The sequence below is a fragment of the Enterovirga sp. GCM10030262 genome, assembly GCF_042666435.1.
Classification (GTDB): Bacteria; Pseudomonadota; Alphaproteobacteria; order Sphingomonadales; family Sphingomonadaceae; genus Allosphingosinicella.
Genome location: NZ_JBHTDC010000001.1, coordinates 348,648 through 363,453, shown reverse-complemented (window position 1 = coordinate 363,453; position 14,806 = coordinate 348,648). Strand labels below are relative to the sequence as shown.

Here is a 14,806-nt window from a genome sequence, read left to right as displayed (position 1 = left end):
AAGCTGGAATCTCATTGCCTTGTCTGAGTTCGATGAAGAACAAGTGAGATTCCAGCTTCCGCTGGAATGACGACTCCCTCTCAGCTTCAATGACGACCTCCAGCTTCAGTCGGAACCACGTCCACCCGCGCTCGGCATTTCTCCTTGGCCCGTCGCCCGCGCTTCGTCTAAGCGCGCCCCTATGACCGAATTGCCGAAAACTTTCGATCCGGGCGCCATCGAGGCCCGCTGGTATCCTTATTGGGAGGAGAATGGCCTGTTCCGCCCCGAGCGGCCCGACGCCGAGCCTTGGACGATCGTCAATCCGCCACCCAACGTCACCGGCTCGCTCCATATCGGTCATGCGCTCGACAACACGCTGCAGGACATTCTGACGCGGCATGCCCGCTTGCAGGGCAAGGATGCGCTGTGGGTGGTCGGCACCGACCATGCCGGCATCGCCACCCAGATGGTGGTCGAACGCCAGCTCGAAGCCGAAGGAAAAAGCCGCGCCGACATGAGCCGCGAGGAGTTCGTCGCCAGGGTCTGGGAGTGGAAGGATGAAAGCGGCGGCCAGATCACCCGCCAGCTCCGCCGCTTGGGCTGCTCGATGGACTGGGCGAACGAACGCTTCACCATGGACGAGGGCTTCTCCCGCGCCGTCCTCAAGGTGTTCGTCGATCTCTACCGCGACGGTCTGCTCTATCGCGACAAGAGGCTAGTCAACTGGGATCCCAAGTTCGGCACCGCCATCTCCGACCTGGAGGTCGAGACGCGCGAGATGCAGGGCAAATTCTGGCACCTCAAATATCCGCTGGAGGATGGCTCCGGCTTCATCCACGTCGCCACCACGCGGCCCGAGACGATGCTCGCCGACATGGCCGTCGCGGTCCATCCCGAGGATGCGCGCTACACCGCTCTCGTCGGCAAGAAGCTGAAGCACCCGATCACCGGCCGCCTCATCCCCATCGTCGCCGACGAGCATGCCGATCCGGAGCTGGGCTCCGGCGTGGTCAAGATCACGCCCGGCCACGATTTCAACGATTTCGAGGTCGGCAAGCGCGCCGGCTTCAAGCCGGTGGACATGCTCAACATGTTCGACGCTCAGGCGCGTGTGGTGCAGACGGCGGACGGGCTGATCCCGCAAGAGCTGCTCGGCCTCGACCGTTTCGAGGCGCGCGACAAGGTCGTCGCCCGGTTGGAGGCGGAAGGCTTCCTGGAGAACGTCGAGGACCGCGTCGTCCAGACGCCGTTCGGCGACCGCTCCGGCGCGGTCATCGAGCCATGGCTCACCGACCAATGGTATGTCGACGCCGCGACCCTGGCCAAGCCAGCCATCGCCGCCGTCCGCGACGGCGACATCGGCGTCGTGCCGGAATCCTGGAAGAAGACCTGGTTCAACTGGCTGGAGAATATCCAGCCCTGGTGCGTCTCCCGCCAGCTCTGGTGGGGGCATCAGATCCCGGCCTGGTATGATGACGAAGGCAACGTCTTCGTCGCGGAGACGGAAGAGGAGGCGCGGCGCGAGACTGGCGATCGGCCGCTCCGCCGCGATCCGGACGTGCTCGACACCTGGTTCTCATCCGCTCTCTGGCCCTTCGCGACGCTCGGCTGGCCGGACGAGACGGAGCTTCTGAAGCGCCATTATCCGAACGACGTCCTCATCTCGGGCTTCGACATCATCTTCTTCTGGGACGCCCGCATGGCGATGCAGGGCTTCCAGTTCATGAAGGAGAAGCCGTGGAACACGCTCTACCTCCACGGCCTCGTCCGCGACGCCAAGGGGCAGAAGATGTCCAAGTCGAAGGGGAATACCGTCGATCCCCTCGGACTCGTCGACCGATATGGCGCCGATGCGCTGCGCTTCACCCTGGCCGCGATGGAGAGCCAGGGCCGCGACATCAAATTGGATGAGAAGCGCGTCGAAGGCTATCGCAACTTCGCCACCAAGCTCTGGAACGCCGCCCGCTTCTGCCAGTCGAACGGCATCGGCGCGAGCAGGACGCTGGAGCCGCCCGAGGCCACGCTCCCCGTCAACCGCTGGATCGTCGGCGAGACGGTGAAGACCGTCCAGGCGCTCGACCTCGCCATGGCCGAGCTGCGCTTCGACGAGAGCGCCAACACCATCTACCACTTCACCTGGGCCACCTTCTGCGACTGGTATCTGGAACTGATCAAGCCTGTCCTTTCTCCCCTCCCGCAAGTGGGAGGGGCAGGGGGAGGGCCTGTTGACGATTCTCAGCAACCCGACAGCCCCTCCCCCGACCCCTCCCGCAAGCGGGAGGGGAGTGAAGCCGCCGAAACCCGCGAGGTCGCCGCCTGGGTGCTCGACCAGATTTTGGTCATGCTCCACCCGTTCATGCCCTTCATCACGGAGGAACTCTGGCATGCGATGGGCGAGCGGTCCTATCCGATCATCCTTGCCAAATGGCCGATGCCTGACGCCCGGGCGCTGGATCCTGAGGCAAGCGCCGAGATCGAGTGGCTAATCGAGACGGTCCAAACGCTGAGGTCGCAGCGTATCGAAACGAATATTCCGCCATCAGCGGTTCTACCTACGGCTCTGCTCGTGAGTTCGGATGAGGAATTGAGGCGGATCAATCGGCATCAAACAATCCTAAACCGCTTGGCTCGCCTTCGCCCTGCGCAGATTGTCCGCCAAGACCATGGCGAATTCGTCTTCAGGGCAGATACGGTAGCCGACGAGTATGGGATGGCCGACCAGGTCGATCGCACTAGCTTCACAGCGCTGCAATTCCCTGCCGGGGCCAACACTTTCATCTCGAGTGTGGAGGGGTTTGTTGATCTCAACGCCGAACGTATCCGCCTGACCAAAGCGCTCGAGGCGGCGGAGAAGGAGCGGGATTCGCTGGCGGGGCGCCTGAACAATCCCAGCTTCGTCGAACGCGCCAAGCCCGAAGCGGTTGAGAAGGCTAGGGCGGACCATGCCGAAAAGGCATCGGACGCGGAACGTTACGCGGCGGCGCTGGCCCGCTTGGGATGAGCTAGAGACTCGTTCGTCCCGAGCGTAGTCGAGGGGCGCTGGCACGGACTCATCACGCGCGCCCCTCGACCCCTCGGCGTCGCTCAGGAGAGCCTTCGCTCGGGACGAACGGGATCAGGGGGCTGGCTCTGTCTCCTGCGGCACCACCACCTCGATCGCCTTGCTCGCGACCGAGACCGTGGCCGGGGTCCGCGCCAGGATCTCGCCGTCGATCGAGATGCGGTGGTGGGGCCTGGTGTCGATCCGCAGGCTCTGGCCGCGAAACTCGCGGGTCGTGTCGCCGCGCGAGCGGAGCTTGAAGAATTTGGCGTACCAGTCCCACACCAGCCGGGCGAGGCTGCGGCCGGTCACCGCCTGGACGACGATGTCGCCGCTGTCGACATCGGCGGTCTCGATCAGCTCGACGCCGCCGTGGAAGCGGCCGTTGAAGATGCGGACCTCGGTCGTCCACAACCGATGCACCCGCGCGCCGTCGTCGACGGTGAGGCGGAACGGGCTGAACCTGACGAAGCAGCGGATCGCCCAGAGCAGATAACCGAGACGGCCAAGATATTTCTTGAGCCCGTGCGGCACCGAATCGCCGATCATCGGCGACAGGCCGATCGCGGCGGCATTGGCGAAATAATCGTCGTCGATCATGCCGAGGTCGATCCGGCGGCGGCGGCCGGTGGCGATGGTGTGGATCGCGCCGTCGAGGTCGAGCGGAATGCCCAATGTGCGGGCGAAGCTGTTGGCGGTGCCGAGCGGGAGCAAAGCGAACACGCAATCCTTGTCGACCAAATCGTCGACCGTGGACGAAAGCGAGCCGTCGCCGCCGCCCACGATCACCATCGGCGCGCCGCTCGCCACCGCCTCGCGCATGGTTGGGACCAGCCGCGCCGGATCCTTGACCGCATGGGCGGCGATCAGCCGCACGCCCGACATTTCAAGCTTGGCGCTGGCCTCGCGGAACAGCTCCCGGCCCCGTCGGGAATGCGCGTTGACGACGAGAATCGCTTCGCGTGGGACCGGTTGATCGATGGACACGCGCCGACAACAGCCGAGTGGCGTCAGAATGTCCATCGGCCCTGTCCGACCGATCGGCGGACCTAAAGCGTCGAATCCGCCAGGTTGGACCTGTATTTCGTATTCGTCTGGCGATCGGTCATCTCGACATAGACCCAGGAAGGCGGGACCGTGCCTTCCTCAAGGGCGAACCAGAGCGAACCAAGATTGTCGGGACTGTTCAGCGCGCAAAATCCGTAAAGCCGGCGGCCGGCCTCGTCGAAGAAATCGACCCAGGTGCGGGACGCATTGGCGTTGGTGCCGCAGGGCGGCAGGCCGGGCGCGGCGGCGAACATCGCGGCTGGATAATCGGCCTTGTTGAGAACGTCGTAGCGATAGCGGACGAAGTTCCTGCCATTCGCCGTGTAGGGCTCCTGCCCCAGCAAGTAGAGCATCGGATTGGGCGGCGCGGTTTGGGCGAGCGCGGGCGTGGAACCCGCCGCCATCGCCAGGCTCGCCGAGACCAATGCGAAAGACTGGATGCGCTTCATCGACTGTCCTTTCATCCCAGGGGAAGAATCGAACGCCACGAATTTCCGTACGAGTTGGAAAGGGCGAGAATGTCACCGATCGGCTGCGTCTTCAAGGCGGGTTCCACCCACGCGCTTCCCCAATCCGCGCCGCCAATCCGCGCGCCCAATCCGCTTTGCGTCCGCGCTCCGCCGCGCTAAGCCCTGCCGCCATGCCTTCCGCTTCCTTTCCCGCCCTCCGCCTTCGCCGTGCCCGCTCCTCCGCGTGGAGCCGGGCTTTGGTCGCCGAGACGGTGCTGACGCCGTCCGACCTGATCTGGCCCCTGTTCGTGACCGAGGGGGAGGGGGTGGAAGAGCCGGTCTCCGCTTTGCCCGGCGTGTCGCGCTGGTCCGTCGACCGCATCGTCGACCGCGCCCGCGAAGCGCGCGATCTCGGCATTCCCTGCATCGCCCTCTTTCCCAACACGCCGCTCGGGCTGCGCGACGAGCGCGGGAGCGAGGCGCTCAACCCCGACAATCTGATGTGCCGGGCCATCCGCGCGGTGAAGGATGCGGTCCCGGAGGTCGGCATCCTCACCGACGTCGCGCTCGATCCCTATACGGCGGACGGCCATGACGGGATTACCGACGCGGCCGGCTACGTCGTCAATGACGAGACGACGGCGATCCTCGTCGAGCAGGCTTTGGTCCAGGCGAAAGCGGGGGCGGACATCGTCGCGCCTTCCGACATGATGGACGGCCGCGTCGGCGCGATCCGCGCGGCGCTGGAGCGCGACGGCCATGTCAACGTCGCGATCATGGCCTATGCCGCCAAATATGCGAGCGCCTTTTACGGCCCGTTCCGCGACGCCGTCGGCAGCCGAGGGCTGCTGAAGGGGGACAAGAAAAGCTACCAGATGGATCCGGCCAATGCCGAGGAAGCGCTGCGCGAAGTGGCGCTCGACCTCGCCGAGGGCGCCGATTATGTGATGGTGAAGCCGGGCCTGCCGTATCTCGACATCGTCCGGCGCGTGAAGGATCGTTTCCAAGCCCCTGTCTTCGCTTACCAGGTGTCGGGCGAATATGCGATGATCGAAGCCGCGGCGGCGGCCGGGGCGGGGGATCGCGACGCCCTTGTCCTGGAGACGTTGATCGCCTTCAAGCGCGCCGGCTGCTCGGGCATTCTCACCTACCACGCCGCCCACGCGGCGCGGCTGCTCATCGACGGTTAACGCGCCATTAGCCATGTCGCATTAGACGAGGGCGCGGGGGATCAGGCTGGAGACCGGCATTGCATCAGTCCGTGAGTGCCGCTTCCTCCCGCGAACGCTACGCGAAGCCGCTCTTCCTGGCGACCATCGTCACCGGCTCGTTCCTGCTCTTCCTCACCCAGCCGATGGTGGCGCGGATGGCGCTGCCGCGGCTCGGCGGCGCGCCGGCGGTGTGGAACAGCGCCATGCTGGTCTATCAGGCGCTGCTGCTCGGCGGCTATGCTTATGCCCACTGGCTTTCCCGGCTCGCGCCCCGGACCCAGGCCGGGCTTCACCTCGCCATGTTCGCGATCGCGGCTCTGTGGCTGCCGATCGGCCTCGCCGGCGCCGTCCCGTCGGCAGGGACCACGCCCACTTTCTGGGTGCCGTGGCTATTGGTCGCCTCGATCGGGCCGCTCTTCTTCATCATATCCGCCCAGGCGCCGCTGATGCAGCGCTGGTATGCGCTGGAGACGGCGCGGGGCGAGCCTTATGCCCTCTATGCCGCCTCCAATCTCGGCAGCTTCGCCGGCCTCATCTCCTATCCCCTGTTCGTCGAGCCGCTGCTCACCCTCGAGGAGCAGAGCCGGGTCTGGACCGGCGGGTTCCTTTTGCTGGTGCTGCTGGTCGCCGGCTGCGCGCTCACCATCCCCCGCCGGCCGCGCGAGGCCGCGCCGGAGGAACGCTCGCCCGCGCCCGCCCGGCCGAGGATAGCGCTCTGGATCGCGCTCGCCGCAGTGCCGTCCGGCCTGATGCTGTCGACGACGACGCACCTCACCACCGACATCGTCGCCATGCCCCTGCTCTGGGCGCTGCCGCTCGGCCTCTATCTGCTGAGCTTCGCCATCGCCTTCGCCAACCGCCGCGCCGCCGCCGTCTTCATCACCCAGGTCGCGCCGCTCGTCATCCTGATCGCCGGCGGCCTCGCCTTCGCCAGCGGCACCCAGCGCCCGCTCTTCTCGGCCACGCTCGGCCTCAGCCTGCTCTTCTTCGTCGCCGTGACGCTCCACGCCGAAATGTACCGCCTTCGTCCGCCCGCGGACCGGCTGACCGGCTTCTACCTCGCCATGTCGGTCGGCGGCGTCCTCGGCGGCGCCTTCTGCGCCATCGTCGCGCCGACCCTGTTCGACTGGGCCTATGAGCATCCGTTGCTGATCCTCGCCGCCGCTTTGCTGATCCCGCAACGCAATTACCTCGCCGCCGTCGAGCGCGTCTGGGCCGATCCGGCCTGGAGACGCCGCCTCAGCCTCTGGCTGCCGGTCATCGCCTTGCTGCTCTCGCTCGTCGGCGACAGGCGCTTCCATTCCGACGTGCCGCCGATGCTCGCTTACGCCGCGATTGCCGCGATCGGGCTCATGGCCCTGTTCAGCCTCGGCCGGCGCTGGGTCTTCGCCGCCTGTCTCGCCGCCTTGATGATGAGCCATGGCGGCTGGGGCACGCTGAAGCTCTCCTGGCACGACGTCCGGACGCGCAGCTATTTCGGTATCTATACCGTGGCTTCCACGCCCGAGCGCGACGCGGTCTCGCTCACCCATGGAACCACCCTGCACGGCCTGCAGAACAGCGAGCCGGACCGGCGGCTGGAGCCGACCAGCTATTATGTCCGCGAATCCGGCGTCGGCCGCGCCTTCACGCTGGCGCCTCGCTTGTTCGGGCCCGACGCCCGTATCGGTGTCGTCGGGCTCGGCACCGGTACGCTCGCCTGCTACGCCCGGCCCGGGCAGGACTGGCGCTTCTTCGAAATCGACCCGGCGGTGGTCAGCATCGCCCGCGACAGCGGCTATTTCACTTTCCTTCGGGAGTGCGCGCCGGACGCGGACATCATTCTCGGCGATGCGCGCCTGACCCTCGCCGGGCAGCGTGCCGGCGCGCTCGACCTGCTCGCGGTGGATGCTTTCTCGTCGGACTCGGTGCCGATGCACCTCCTCACCCGCGAGGCGTTCGGCGTCTATGGGCGGGCCCTGCAACCGCGCGGCATCTTGCTGGTCCACATCTCGAATCGCTATCTCGATCTCGAACCGGTGGTCGCGGCGGCGGCGCGCAGCGGCGGGTGGACGGCGGCCATGCTCCGCTATCAGCCCGGCGAAGAGGCCGAAGCCGGCAACGCCACCGCCTCGGTCTGGGTCGCCATGTCCCGGAGCAGCGACTCGCTCGACGACATGATTTTCGCCAATAGCATGGTCAGCATCTGGGAGACGCTGGAGCCGCGCCCGGGCTTTGCCGGCTGGACCGACGATTATGCCAGCATCCTGCCGTTGATCGAAGGCTGGACGGAATGAGTGCCCGGGCGCTAATCCGCCCGACATGATCGAAACCGAACGGCTCGCCTTGAGGAACTGGCGCGAAGGCGACGCCGAGCTTTTCTACCGCCACACCAACAATCCGGCGGTCATGCGCTGGCTCGGGGGGGTCAAGACTGCCGACGAGCTCCGCGAGATATCCGATCGCCTGGCGCGCTGGCAGGAGGAACGCGGTTTCACATTCTGGGTCGTCGAGCGCAAGGAAGACGAGGCGTTTCTCGGCTTTTGCGGCCTCAAGGTCGCCGACGGCGAGGGAAGCAGCGTCGCCGGCGACATCGAGATCGGCTGGCGCCTGCGCGAGGACGCCTGGGGACGGGGTTACGCGAAGGAGGCCGCTACGGCCTCGCTCGATTTCGCTTTCGGCACTCTTGATGCGCCGCGCGTCGTCGCGCTGACGATGATGCAGAACGAAGCGAGCTGGCGCCTGATGGAGCGGCTGGGAATGACCCGCCGGGCGGACCTCGATTATCACGAGCCGCGCTGGGGAGACCTCAATCCCATCATCGTCTATGCCATCGACGCGGAAGGATGGCGGCAATGACCCGGGTGACGTTCGGCGGAACCGAACCGGACGTGGATCCGACGGCCTTCGTCGCGCCCGGCGCCGTCCTCATCGGCCGGGTCGAGATCGGTGCCGAAGCCAGCATCTGGTATAATTGCGTGCTGCGCGGCGACGTCAACCGCATCCGCGTCGGCGCCCGCAGCAATGTCCAGGACGGCACCGTCATCCATTGCGATTCGCCCAAGCCGGGTTCTCCCGGCGGTCACCCCACGATCATCGGCGAGGAGGTGCTGATCGGCCATATGGCGATGGTCCATGGCTGTATCCTCCACGACCGCGCCTTCGTCGGTCTCGGCGCCATCGTCATGGATGGCTGCACGATCGAGAGCGACGCCATGCTCGCCGCCGGGGCGATGCTGACTCCGGGCCGCCGCATCCCGAGCGGGCAATTATGGGCGGGCCGCCCGGCCAAATATGTGCGCGACCTGACGGCCGAGGAACTGGAGGGGATGCGGGCCGGGGTCGCCCATTATGTCGCGCTGGCGAAGGCGCACGCCGCCGCGCTCAAAGATCGCTGAGCGAATCCTTCAGCGCCTCGATCCGCGCGACCTGGCTGTCGGCGAGCGCCCGCATCTCCCCGACGGCGGCCTCGACCGCCTGCTGATCGAGCGGATGGGCGGGCCGCAGCGATTCCTCCAGTGCCAAAGCGGTAAGGTCGGCCAGCGCATCGGTGGTGGACGCTCGCGCCGTCTCGGCTCGCGAGATCGCGAGCTGCGCCTCGATCCAGCCGTCCGATCCCGCCGCGCCCGCGCCCGCGACCGCCGCTCCGGCGCCGTTCAGCGCGGCCCCGAACGCCCTGTCGCCCTCGGCGGCTTGTGCCTTGAGGCGGGCGATACGGGCGGGAAGCGCGGCATCGCGGGCGAGTTCGACGGCGGGCGGTGGAGCGGGCGCGGCCCTGGTCGGATCGGCGCCGGGCAGGCAGGGTGGCAGCGGTTCGCCCGAAAACTCATATTCGACCGCGCGCGGAGCGAGCGAGGGAAATGGCCCTTGCGCGGCGCAGCCGGCGGCAAGCGCGGCGACGGCGGCGAGCAAGGGGAGGCGAGGGGGCGTCATCCATCCTCCCTATGCGCGGCGGCTTTCGCGAGCAACGGGCTTGCGCCCTCCGAAACCGTCGCCTATGTGCCAGCCCACCGCGCGCCCGTAGCTCAGCTGGATAGAGCACCAGACTACGAATCTGGGGGCCGGAGGTTCGAATCCTTCCGGGCGCGCCAGTCTTCCCCTTCTGCGGATTCAAGCACCTCGGCCGCCGCGCGGCCGCTGTCCCATTCTGGCGCATACCTGAAATGCCCGGCCTTGCCATTGACTCTCCGGCGGGCCTGTTCTCTCTTTTCGCCATGAGTCGGTGGGGCCGACTACGGTAATCTGCTTAGCTTTATTGGCGAAAACCCATCTTGAGGGGAGGATTACACATGCCCAAACCCGCATCCAAAGCGACCGTCATCATCGACGGCACGACGCTTCTTTTCACGCAGCCGGGAAATTACACGATCGAATATCTCCCGTCGGGGAACGTCAAGATCAAGGTCGATGGCGGCCACAGCTTCGTCATGAAGGCTTCCGAATATGCCGCGATCACGGCCTTCGATTTCGTCGAGGGCGCCACAATCAGCGGCGACGTCAATGTCTCGGGCGTTACTTTCAGCGGCGCCGACGCCGGCGGCTCGTTCGAGATCAGCCATGATTTGGACGAACTTATCGAGACCATGATCTCGACCCATGGCGTCGCCTATACGATGGATCATCTGTCCATCAACGGCAGCTTGGCTGACACCTTCAAGGCCGTCTGGGATTATCTCGACGACGCCTATGTTGGCGCGGGTCCGTCCGACGCGGTGTTGAACGAGAGGTTCGTGCGCCTTGGCGTCGAATATGTCGAATATCTGGAAGCCGGCGGCGAGCCGTTCACCGACGTGACCGCCAAGTTCTCGGCCGACAGCAATGCCAACGGCATTCCGCAGCGCGAGCAGTCGATGCACGACAATCTGCTCGGCAATCTCAACGACGCGGTGATCCAGGGCCGCTTCAGCGATCCCGTGGAATCGGAGCTCCTGGCCCTGGTGCCCGACGAATATGGCCAGCGGCCGGTGTATGAAGGCAATGAGTCCCAGGTCGGCGGCCCCAAGCACGACGCCGTCCGCGCCTTCGACTATGACCATGGCTGGGACCGGCCCGACTATCTCGACCGAAGCTACAGCGCCAACATCGATCCGCTCGCGCGCGACGGGGCCGAGATGTATTATGGCGACGGCAACACGATCGACGACTGGAACGTCGTCCGCCACGAGGGCGCCGGGGTCGAGCTCGGGCTCAAGGTCAAGCATCGCGGCGGCGACGAATATGCCGAGGCGTCGATCGATGCCGACGGGGTCGCCCATTACGAGGTGCTCGCGGGCGCCCAGCCGGGCAATCCCAACCGGGCCGAGTGGAATTTCGATTTCGCGGCGACCGATTACAGCGCCGACGACGATTTCACCTATGTCGTCGAGCTCGACATCGATGCCACGGACGGCGTGAACTACGTCACCATCCATTCGACCGACGATCCCCATGACACCGACACCGGGGATGGCTCGACCTTCCAGAATTCGTTCAACGTCGCGTTCGTGGATCTCGATCCGGGCACGGCCGGCACGCAGCATTACGGCTTCGGCGACGCCGAATTCAATGTGCGGATCAGCGCCTATGACGCGGTGAGCGGTTCGCTCGTCGCCGTGAACGAGGTCGTCGTCCACGTCGGCGCCTGAACGGGCTCGACTGAGAAAAGGGGCGTCTCCGGGCGCCCCTTTTTTTGTTCGCGCGTCGCGAGGCCGGCGGAACGCGGGCGCGACGGCGCTCGTTGGGGCCGGAACAGGCGAGGCGCGGATCATGACCGACGACTGGAAGGATCGGGACCCGAAGCGCCACACATGGCGCGGCGGGACCATCCTGGGCGAAACCGAGGCCGACGGCCACACGCCGCCCGAAAGCGAGAGCGACGCGGCGCGGATGAAGAGCGGAGACGAAGACGACGTCGCCCATCCGCGCGTCATCCTCCCGCCGGATTGAGGAGCCGGAGGCCGGCTCAATCCTTGCTCTTATGCTCCGGCTTGCCCTTGCGGCTCGTCGAAGCCATCTTCTCCAGCTCCTTCTCGCTCATCGATTTCTCCATCGATTTCGACGCGCCCTTGAGCTCGCTCTTCTTGGTGTCGCCGCGCTTGGCGGAAAGGGCGGCGCCGGCCGCCTTCTGCTGGGCCTGGGATTTGGCGGGCATGGCTTTTCTCCGTGTTTCCGGTCCCGGATGAACCCCTTGCCCGGGGCGGCGGTTCCGGCGCGGGCTCGCCAGGGTTTATCGTTAATTTAAGCTTTCCGGGCCAGGGTCTCCCCCTTGGCGCGGGGAGAATGGCGGGGTGGCTGAGCTGGCGATGCGAGGATTGGCCGAACGGCGCTTCACTCCGTTCGATCGACGGTCGCTGGGCCTCGCCTTCATCCTCGGCATCCTCCCCAACGCCTTGTTCCTGGCGACCATGCCCTTCTACATCGCCGAGCGTCTGCTCTCGCCTCTGCTCTACCTTGCGGCCGGATTGCTCGCGCTGGCGCTGCCGCGGTGGACGGCGTGGCCGCTCTTCCTCGGTGCGGCGGTCATCGACCTCGGCCTCATCGTCGCCATCGCCTTCCACCTGCCGATCGCCACCGCGGTCGATTCCCTGCGCTTCATGGCGGCGATCGATCCCGCCGCCTCCGCTTTCTACATCTTCATCGCGGCGGCGGTCGCGGCGAGCGCGCTGCTCGCCGCCTGGCTGACGATCCGCCATCGATCCAGCCTGCGCGGCGCCTCGCCGACGCCGGCGGCGTTGCTCGCCTTCGCGCTGGTTCTGCTCGATTACAAGGTCAACCTCCCTTTTACCGAGACGGGAACGGCCGCCCCGTTCGAGAGCGCGGTCGGCAAGGCCGGCCTCACCGCCGACGCGGTCGCCGAGCGGGGCCATAATCTGCTCATCGTGATGGTCGAAGGGATGGGCGCCTTCGCCGAGCCGAGGGACGGGGCTCTGGTGTCGCGAAGCCTGGAGCGCCTCGCCTCTCGCGGCGGCTATGATTATGAGACCGGCACGACGCGTTATTCCGGCTCGACGACCGCCGCCGAATCCCGGGAGCTGTGCGGCAGGCGCGCCGACTATCTCCATTATCTGACGCCGGGCGACTATGACTGCCTGCCGCGCCGGCTCGCCGCGCGGGGCTATGACACGATTTCCTATCACGGCTTCACCGCCCAAATGTTCAGCCGCGACGCCTGGTATCCGCGGATCGGCTTCGCGCGCTCGCATTTCGAGCCGGACATACGCCGCGAACATCCCGCCTTGGTGCCGTCGCATTGCGGCAGCGTGTTCGACGGCCTGTGCGACGACGAGCTCGCCCGGGTCGTGCGGGCCGAGCTGCTGGCGTCCTCGGACCGGCCGAAGCTCGTCTACTGGCTCACGCTCAACTCCCACATCCCGTTCGTGCCGAAGCAGGGCGGGCGGCTCGATTGCCTGTCCGACGCGCCGCGCATCGACAATGAGACGGTCTGCCAGCTCTCCGGCTATTGGGCCGATATCTTCGACCGCGTCGCCGCCATCGCCGCCGACCCGGCGCTTCCGCCGACCGACATCCTGCTGGTCGGCGATCACCACACCCCGCTCTGGGAGCGGTCGGCCAAGAGCCGGTTCCGGCTCGGCGAGGTCGACTGGTTCCTGCTCCGCCACAAGCCGCGCCCGCCGCTCTAGCCGCCGCTCCCGGTTTGCCCGCGCGGCCATAGCCGCTATGGGGGCGCGTGGCCCCGCGTGGGGCGAAGCCGTTGGAGATGCCGCAGATGGACGAAGTGGAATGGTGGGAGTTCGATTCGCCCAAGGACCTGGCCGAGCAGGCGGCGGGCGATATCGCCTTCGTCATCGAAAGCGCGATCGAGGCCCATGGCAATGCGCGCCTCGCCCTGGCCGGCGGCCCCAGGCGCGACCATATCCATGAAGCGCTCGTCGCCAGGGACGACCTCGACTGGTCGAAGGTGACGGTCGTCCCGACCGATGATCGGCTGGTCGGCCACGACGACGAGACCAGCATGGTCCGCCAGCTCCGCCGCTGGTTCGATCCGGTCGGCGCCGAAGTCGTGCCTTTGGTCGACGAATCGGCGCTGGGCGATTATCGCGAAGCCGGACGGCTCGCCGACGAGCGGCTGAAGCGCGTCGACTGGCCGCTCGATCTCGTCCTCCTCGGCATGGCCCGGGACGGCCACACCGCCTCGATCTTCCCCGGCCCCGATTTCGACCGGGCGGTGAACGGCCCCCGCGAGCGGCGGGCGATCGGCGTCCGTCCCGATCCGATGCCCGAATTCGCCGCCGTCGACCGCGTGACCCTGACCGCGCCGGCTCTCTCCTCCGCCCGCGCGGTGATGATCGCCATCGCCGGCGACGGCAAACGCGCGCTCCTCGAACGGGCGATCGAGGAAGGCCCGCTATCGTCAACGCCGATCGGGCGCGTCATCGCCGGGATGGACGTGCCCATCGACATCTTCTGGAGCGCCGCGGAATAAAGGCGCGCGCATGACGCCGCTCGACCCCGACCGCATTCTCGCGCTCAGCTACGTTCCCGCCCGCCGCCGCGCCGCCGTCGAGGCCCTTTGGCGGCTCGATGCCGCGCTCGGCGCGGCCTTGGGCGGCGGCTCCGAGCCGCTGATCGCGCGGATCAAGCTCGCCTGGTGGTGCGAGGCGCTGGAGAAGCTGGATCGGGAAAAGGCGCCGGCCGAACCAACCTTGCAGGCGCTGGCGGAGCATGTGGTGCCGACGGTCTCCGGCGCGGACCTTGCCGGGCTGGAGGAAGGATGGTCGGTCCTGACCGGGCAGGATCCGCTCTCGTCCGACGATCTCGATCTCTATGCCGGCCGGGGACGGTTGCTTTTCCGCTTCTCCGCTGCGTTGCTCGGCGACGGCCCTGGCGTCGAGGTCGAGCGGGCCGGGGAGGTCTGGGCGCTGGTCGATCTGGCCCGGCATAGCGGCGCGCCCGACGCGGCCTCGGCCCTGGATGCGGCCCGGCGGCGACTGCCCGCCGCCGGGAAGGGACGCTGGCCGGCCCGGCTGCGGCCGCTGGGCATGCTCCACGCGCTCGCCCGCCGCGATGCCGCGCGCGGCCTCCAGCCAATGGAGCCGCAAGGCTCGCCAAAGCGCATGGCGCGGATGTTGCGCCACCGGTTCACCGGCCGCTGATTCTGC

Annotated in this window: 14 protein-coding genes and 1 tRNA gene; 11 read left to right on the top strand and 4 right to left on the bottom strand. The window is 67.0% G+C overall.

Features of this window, described 5'->3' with window-relative positions; genetic code table 11:
- Positions 1 to 181: 181 nt before the first annotated feature.
- On the top strand, positions 182 to 2,983 hold the full coding sequence (locus ACFQRC_RS01715; RefSeq protein ID WP_379957113.1) for a valine--tRNA ligase: 2,802 nt from the start codon (positions 182 to 184) through the stop codon (positions 2,981 to 2,983).
- 114 nt (positions 2,984 to 3,097) lie between these two features.
- Here the strand turns inward: ACFQRC_RS01715 and ACFQRC_RS01710 are convergent, their stop codons facing one another.
- Both ACFQRC_RS01710 and ACFQRC_RS01705 read right to left on the bottom strand, forming a co-directional pair.
- The gene (locus tag ACFQRC_RS01710) at positions 3,098 to 4,009 is read right to left on the bottom strand and encodes a YegS/Rv2252/BmrU family lipid kinase (RefSeq protein WP_379957111.1); all 912 of its coding nucleotides are present in this window, start codon (positions 4,007 to 4,009) and stop codon (positions 3,098 to 3,100) included.
- Between the two features lie 62 nt (positions 4,010 to 4,071).
- Entirely contained in the window at positions 4,072 to 4,518 is a 447-nt protein-coding gene (locus ACFQRC_RS01705) for a hypothetical protein (protein WP_379957109.1), read from the bottom strand.
- Between the two features lie 191 nt (positions 4,519 to 4,709).
- Here ACFQRC_RS01705 and hemB point away from each other — a divergent pair, with 191 nt between their 5' ends.
- The 4 genes from hemB to ACFQRC_RS01685 are packed head-to-tail and all read left to right on the top strand — an operon-like array spanning position 4,710 to position 9,106.
- Positions 4,710 to 5,708: a porphobilinogen synthase gene (gene hemB, locus ACFQRC_RS01700; RefSeq protein WP_379957107.1), complete on the top strand. Its 999-nt coding sequence runs from the start codon at positions 4,710 to 4,712 to the stop codon at positions 5,706 to 5,708.
- Positions 5,709 to 5,767: 59 nt separating this feature from the next.
- Positions 5,768 to 8,005, top strand: coding sequence for a spermidine synthase (locus ACFQRC_RS01695; protein WP_379957105.1), 2,238 nt, complete (start codon positions 5,768 to 5,770; stop codon positions 8,003 to 8,005).
- A gap of 25 nt (positions 8,006 to 8,030) precedes the next feature.
- Positions 8,031 to 8,567 (top strand): GNAT family N-acetyltransferase, encoded by a 537-nt coding sequence (locus ACFQRC_RS01690; protein WP_379957103.1) that lies wholly within the window; start codon positions 8,031 to 8,033, stop codon positions 8,565 to 8,567.
- Entirely contained in the window at positions 8,564 to 9,106 is a 543-nt protein-coding gene (locus tag ACFQRC_RS01685) for a gamma carbonic anhydrase family protein (RefSeq protein WP_379957101.1), read from the top strand. The genes ACFQRC_RS01690 and ACFQRC_RS01685 overlap by 4 nt, the downstream gene beginning before the upstream one ends.
- Here ACFQRC_RS01685 and ACFQRC_RS01680 read toward each other — a convergent pair.
- The gene (locus ACFQRC_RS01680; RefSeq protein ID WP_379957099.1) at positions 9,093 to 9,641 is read right to left on the bottom strand and encodes a hypothetical protein; all 549 of its coding nucleotides are present in this window, start codon (positions 9,639 to 9,641) and stop codon (positions 9,093 to 9,095) included. The two genes, ACFQRC_RS01685 and ACFQRC_RS01680, sit on opposite strands and share 14 nt — an antisense overlap.
- An 81-nt stretch (positions 9,642 to 9,722) precedes the next feature.
- Between ACFQRC_RS01680 and ACFQRC_RS01675 the strand changes: the two genes are divergently transcribed.
- From ACFQRC_RS01675 to ACFQRC_RS01665, 3 genes are all read left to right on the top strand, one after another.
- Positions 9,723 to 9,799: transfer RNA gene (locus ACFQRC_RS01675), tRNA-Arg, on the top strand.
- 198 nt (positions 9,800 to 9,997) lie between these two features.
- Entirely contained in the window at positions 9,998 to 11,332 is a 1,335-nt protein-coding gene (locus ACFQRC_RS01670; RefSeq protein WP_379957097.1) for a hypothetical protein, read from the top strand.
- A 121-nt stretch (positions 11,333 to 11,453) separates the two neighbouring features.
- Complete coding sequence (locus ACFQRC_RS01665; protein ID WP_379957095.1) at positions 11,454 to 11,633, top strand: hypothetical protein; 180 nt, start codon at positions 11,454 to 11,456, stop codon at positions 11,631 to 11,633.
- Between the two features lie 16 nt (positions 11,634 to 11,649).
- Here ACFQRC_RS01665 and ACFQRC_RS01660 read toward each other — a convergent pair whose 3' ends face one another.
- Positions 11,650 to 11,838, bottom strand: coding sequence for a DUF3008 family protein (locus ACFQRC_RS01660; protein WP_379957093.1), 189 nt, complete (start codon positions 11,836 to 11,838; stop codon positions 11,650 to 11,652).
- 136 nt (positions 11,839 to 11,974) lie between these two features.
- Here ACFQRC_RS01660 and ACFQRC_RS01655 point away from each other — a divergent pair, with 136 nt between their 5' ends.
- The 3 genes from ACFQRC_RS01655 (at position 11,975) to ACFQRC_RS01645 (ending at position 14,800) form a co-directional block, all read left to right on the top strand.
- Entirely contained in the window at positions 11,975 to 13,327 is a 1,353-nt protein-coding gene (locus ACFQRC_RS01655; RefSeq protein WP_379957091.1) for a sulfatase-like hydrolase/transferase, read from the top strand.
- An 86-nt stretch (positions 13,328 to 13,413) separates the two neighbouring features.
- Complete coding sequence (locus ACFQRC_RS01650; RefSeq protein ID WP_379957089.1) at positions 13,414 to 14,130, top strand: 6-phosphogluconolactonase; 717 nt, start codon at positions 13,414 to 13,416, stop codon at positions 14,128 to 14,130.
- 10 nt (positions 14,131 to 14,140) lie between these two features.
- A complete protein-coding gene (locus ACFQRC_RS01645; protein WP_379957087.1) occupies positions 14,141 to 14,800 on the top strand; it encodes a hypothetical protein in 660 nt (219 codons plus the stop codon).
- The last annotated feature ends 6 nt before the right edge of the window (positions 14,801 to 14,806 follow it).

Bases quoted from the DNA above. Each gene is read 5' to 3' on its own strand.
- ACFQRC_RS01715 (WP_379957113.1), top strand. From the start codon at position 182: ATGACCGAATTGCCGAAAACTTTCGATCCGGGCGCCATCGAGGCCCGC.
- ACFQRC_RS01705 (WP_379957109.1), bottom strand. From the start codon at position 4,518: ATGAAGCGCATCCAGTCTTTCGCATTGGTCTCGGCGAGCCTGGCGATG.
- hemB (WP_379957107.1), top strand. From the start codon at position 4,710: ATGCCTTCCGCTTCCTTTCCCGCCCTCCGCCTTCGCCGTGCCCGCTCC.
- ACFQRC_RS01690 (WP_379957103.1), top strand. From the start codon at position 8,031: ATGATCGAAACCGAACGGCTCGCCTTGAGGAACTGGCGCGAAGGCGAC.
- ACFQRC_RS01685 (WP_379957101.1), top strand. From the start codon at position 8,564: ATGACCCGGGTGACGTTCGGCGGAACCGAACCGGACGTGGATCCGACG.
- ACFQRC_RS01680 (WP_379957099.1), bottom strand. From the start codon at position 9,641: ATGACGCCCCCTCGCCTCCCCTTGCTCGCCGCCGTCGCCGCGCTTGCC.
- ACFQRC_RS01670 (WP_379957097.1), top strand. From the start codon at position 9,998: ATGCCCAAACCCGCATCCAAAGCGACCGTCATCATCGACGGCACGACG.
- ACFQRC_RS01665 (WP_379957095.1), top strand. From the start codon at position 11,454: ATGACCGACGACTGGAAGGATCGGGACCCGAAGCGCCACACATGGCGC.
- ACFQRC_RS01660 (WP_379957093.1), bottom strand. From the start codon at position 11,838: ATGCCCGCCAAATCCCAGGCCCAGCAGAAGGCGGCCGGCGCCGCCCTT.
- ACFQRC_RS01650 (WP_379957089.1), top strand. From the start codon at position 13,414: ATGGACGAAGTGGAATGGTGGGAGTTCGATTCGCCCAAGGACCTGGCC.
- ACFQRC_RS01645 (WP_379957087.1), top strand. From the start codon at position 14,141: ATGACGCCGCTCGACCCCGACCGCATTCTCGCGCTCAGCTACGTTCCC.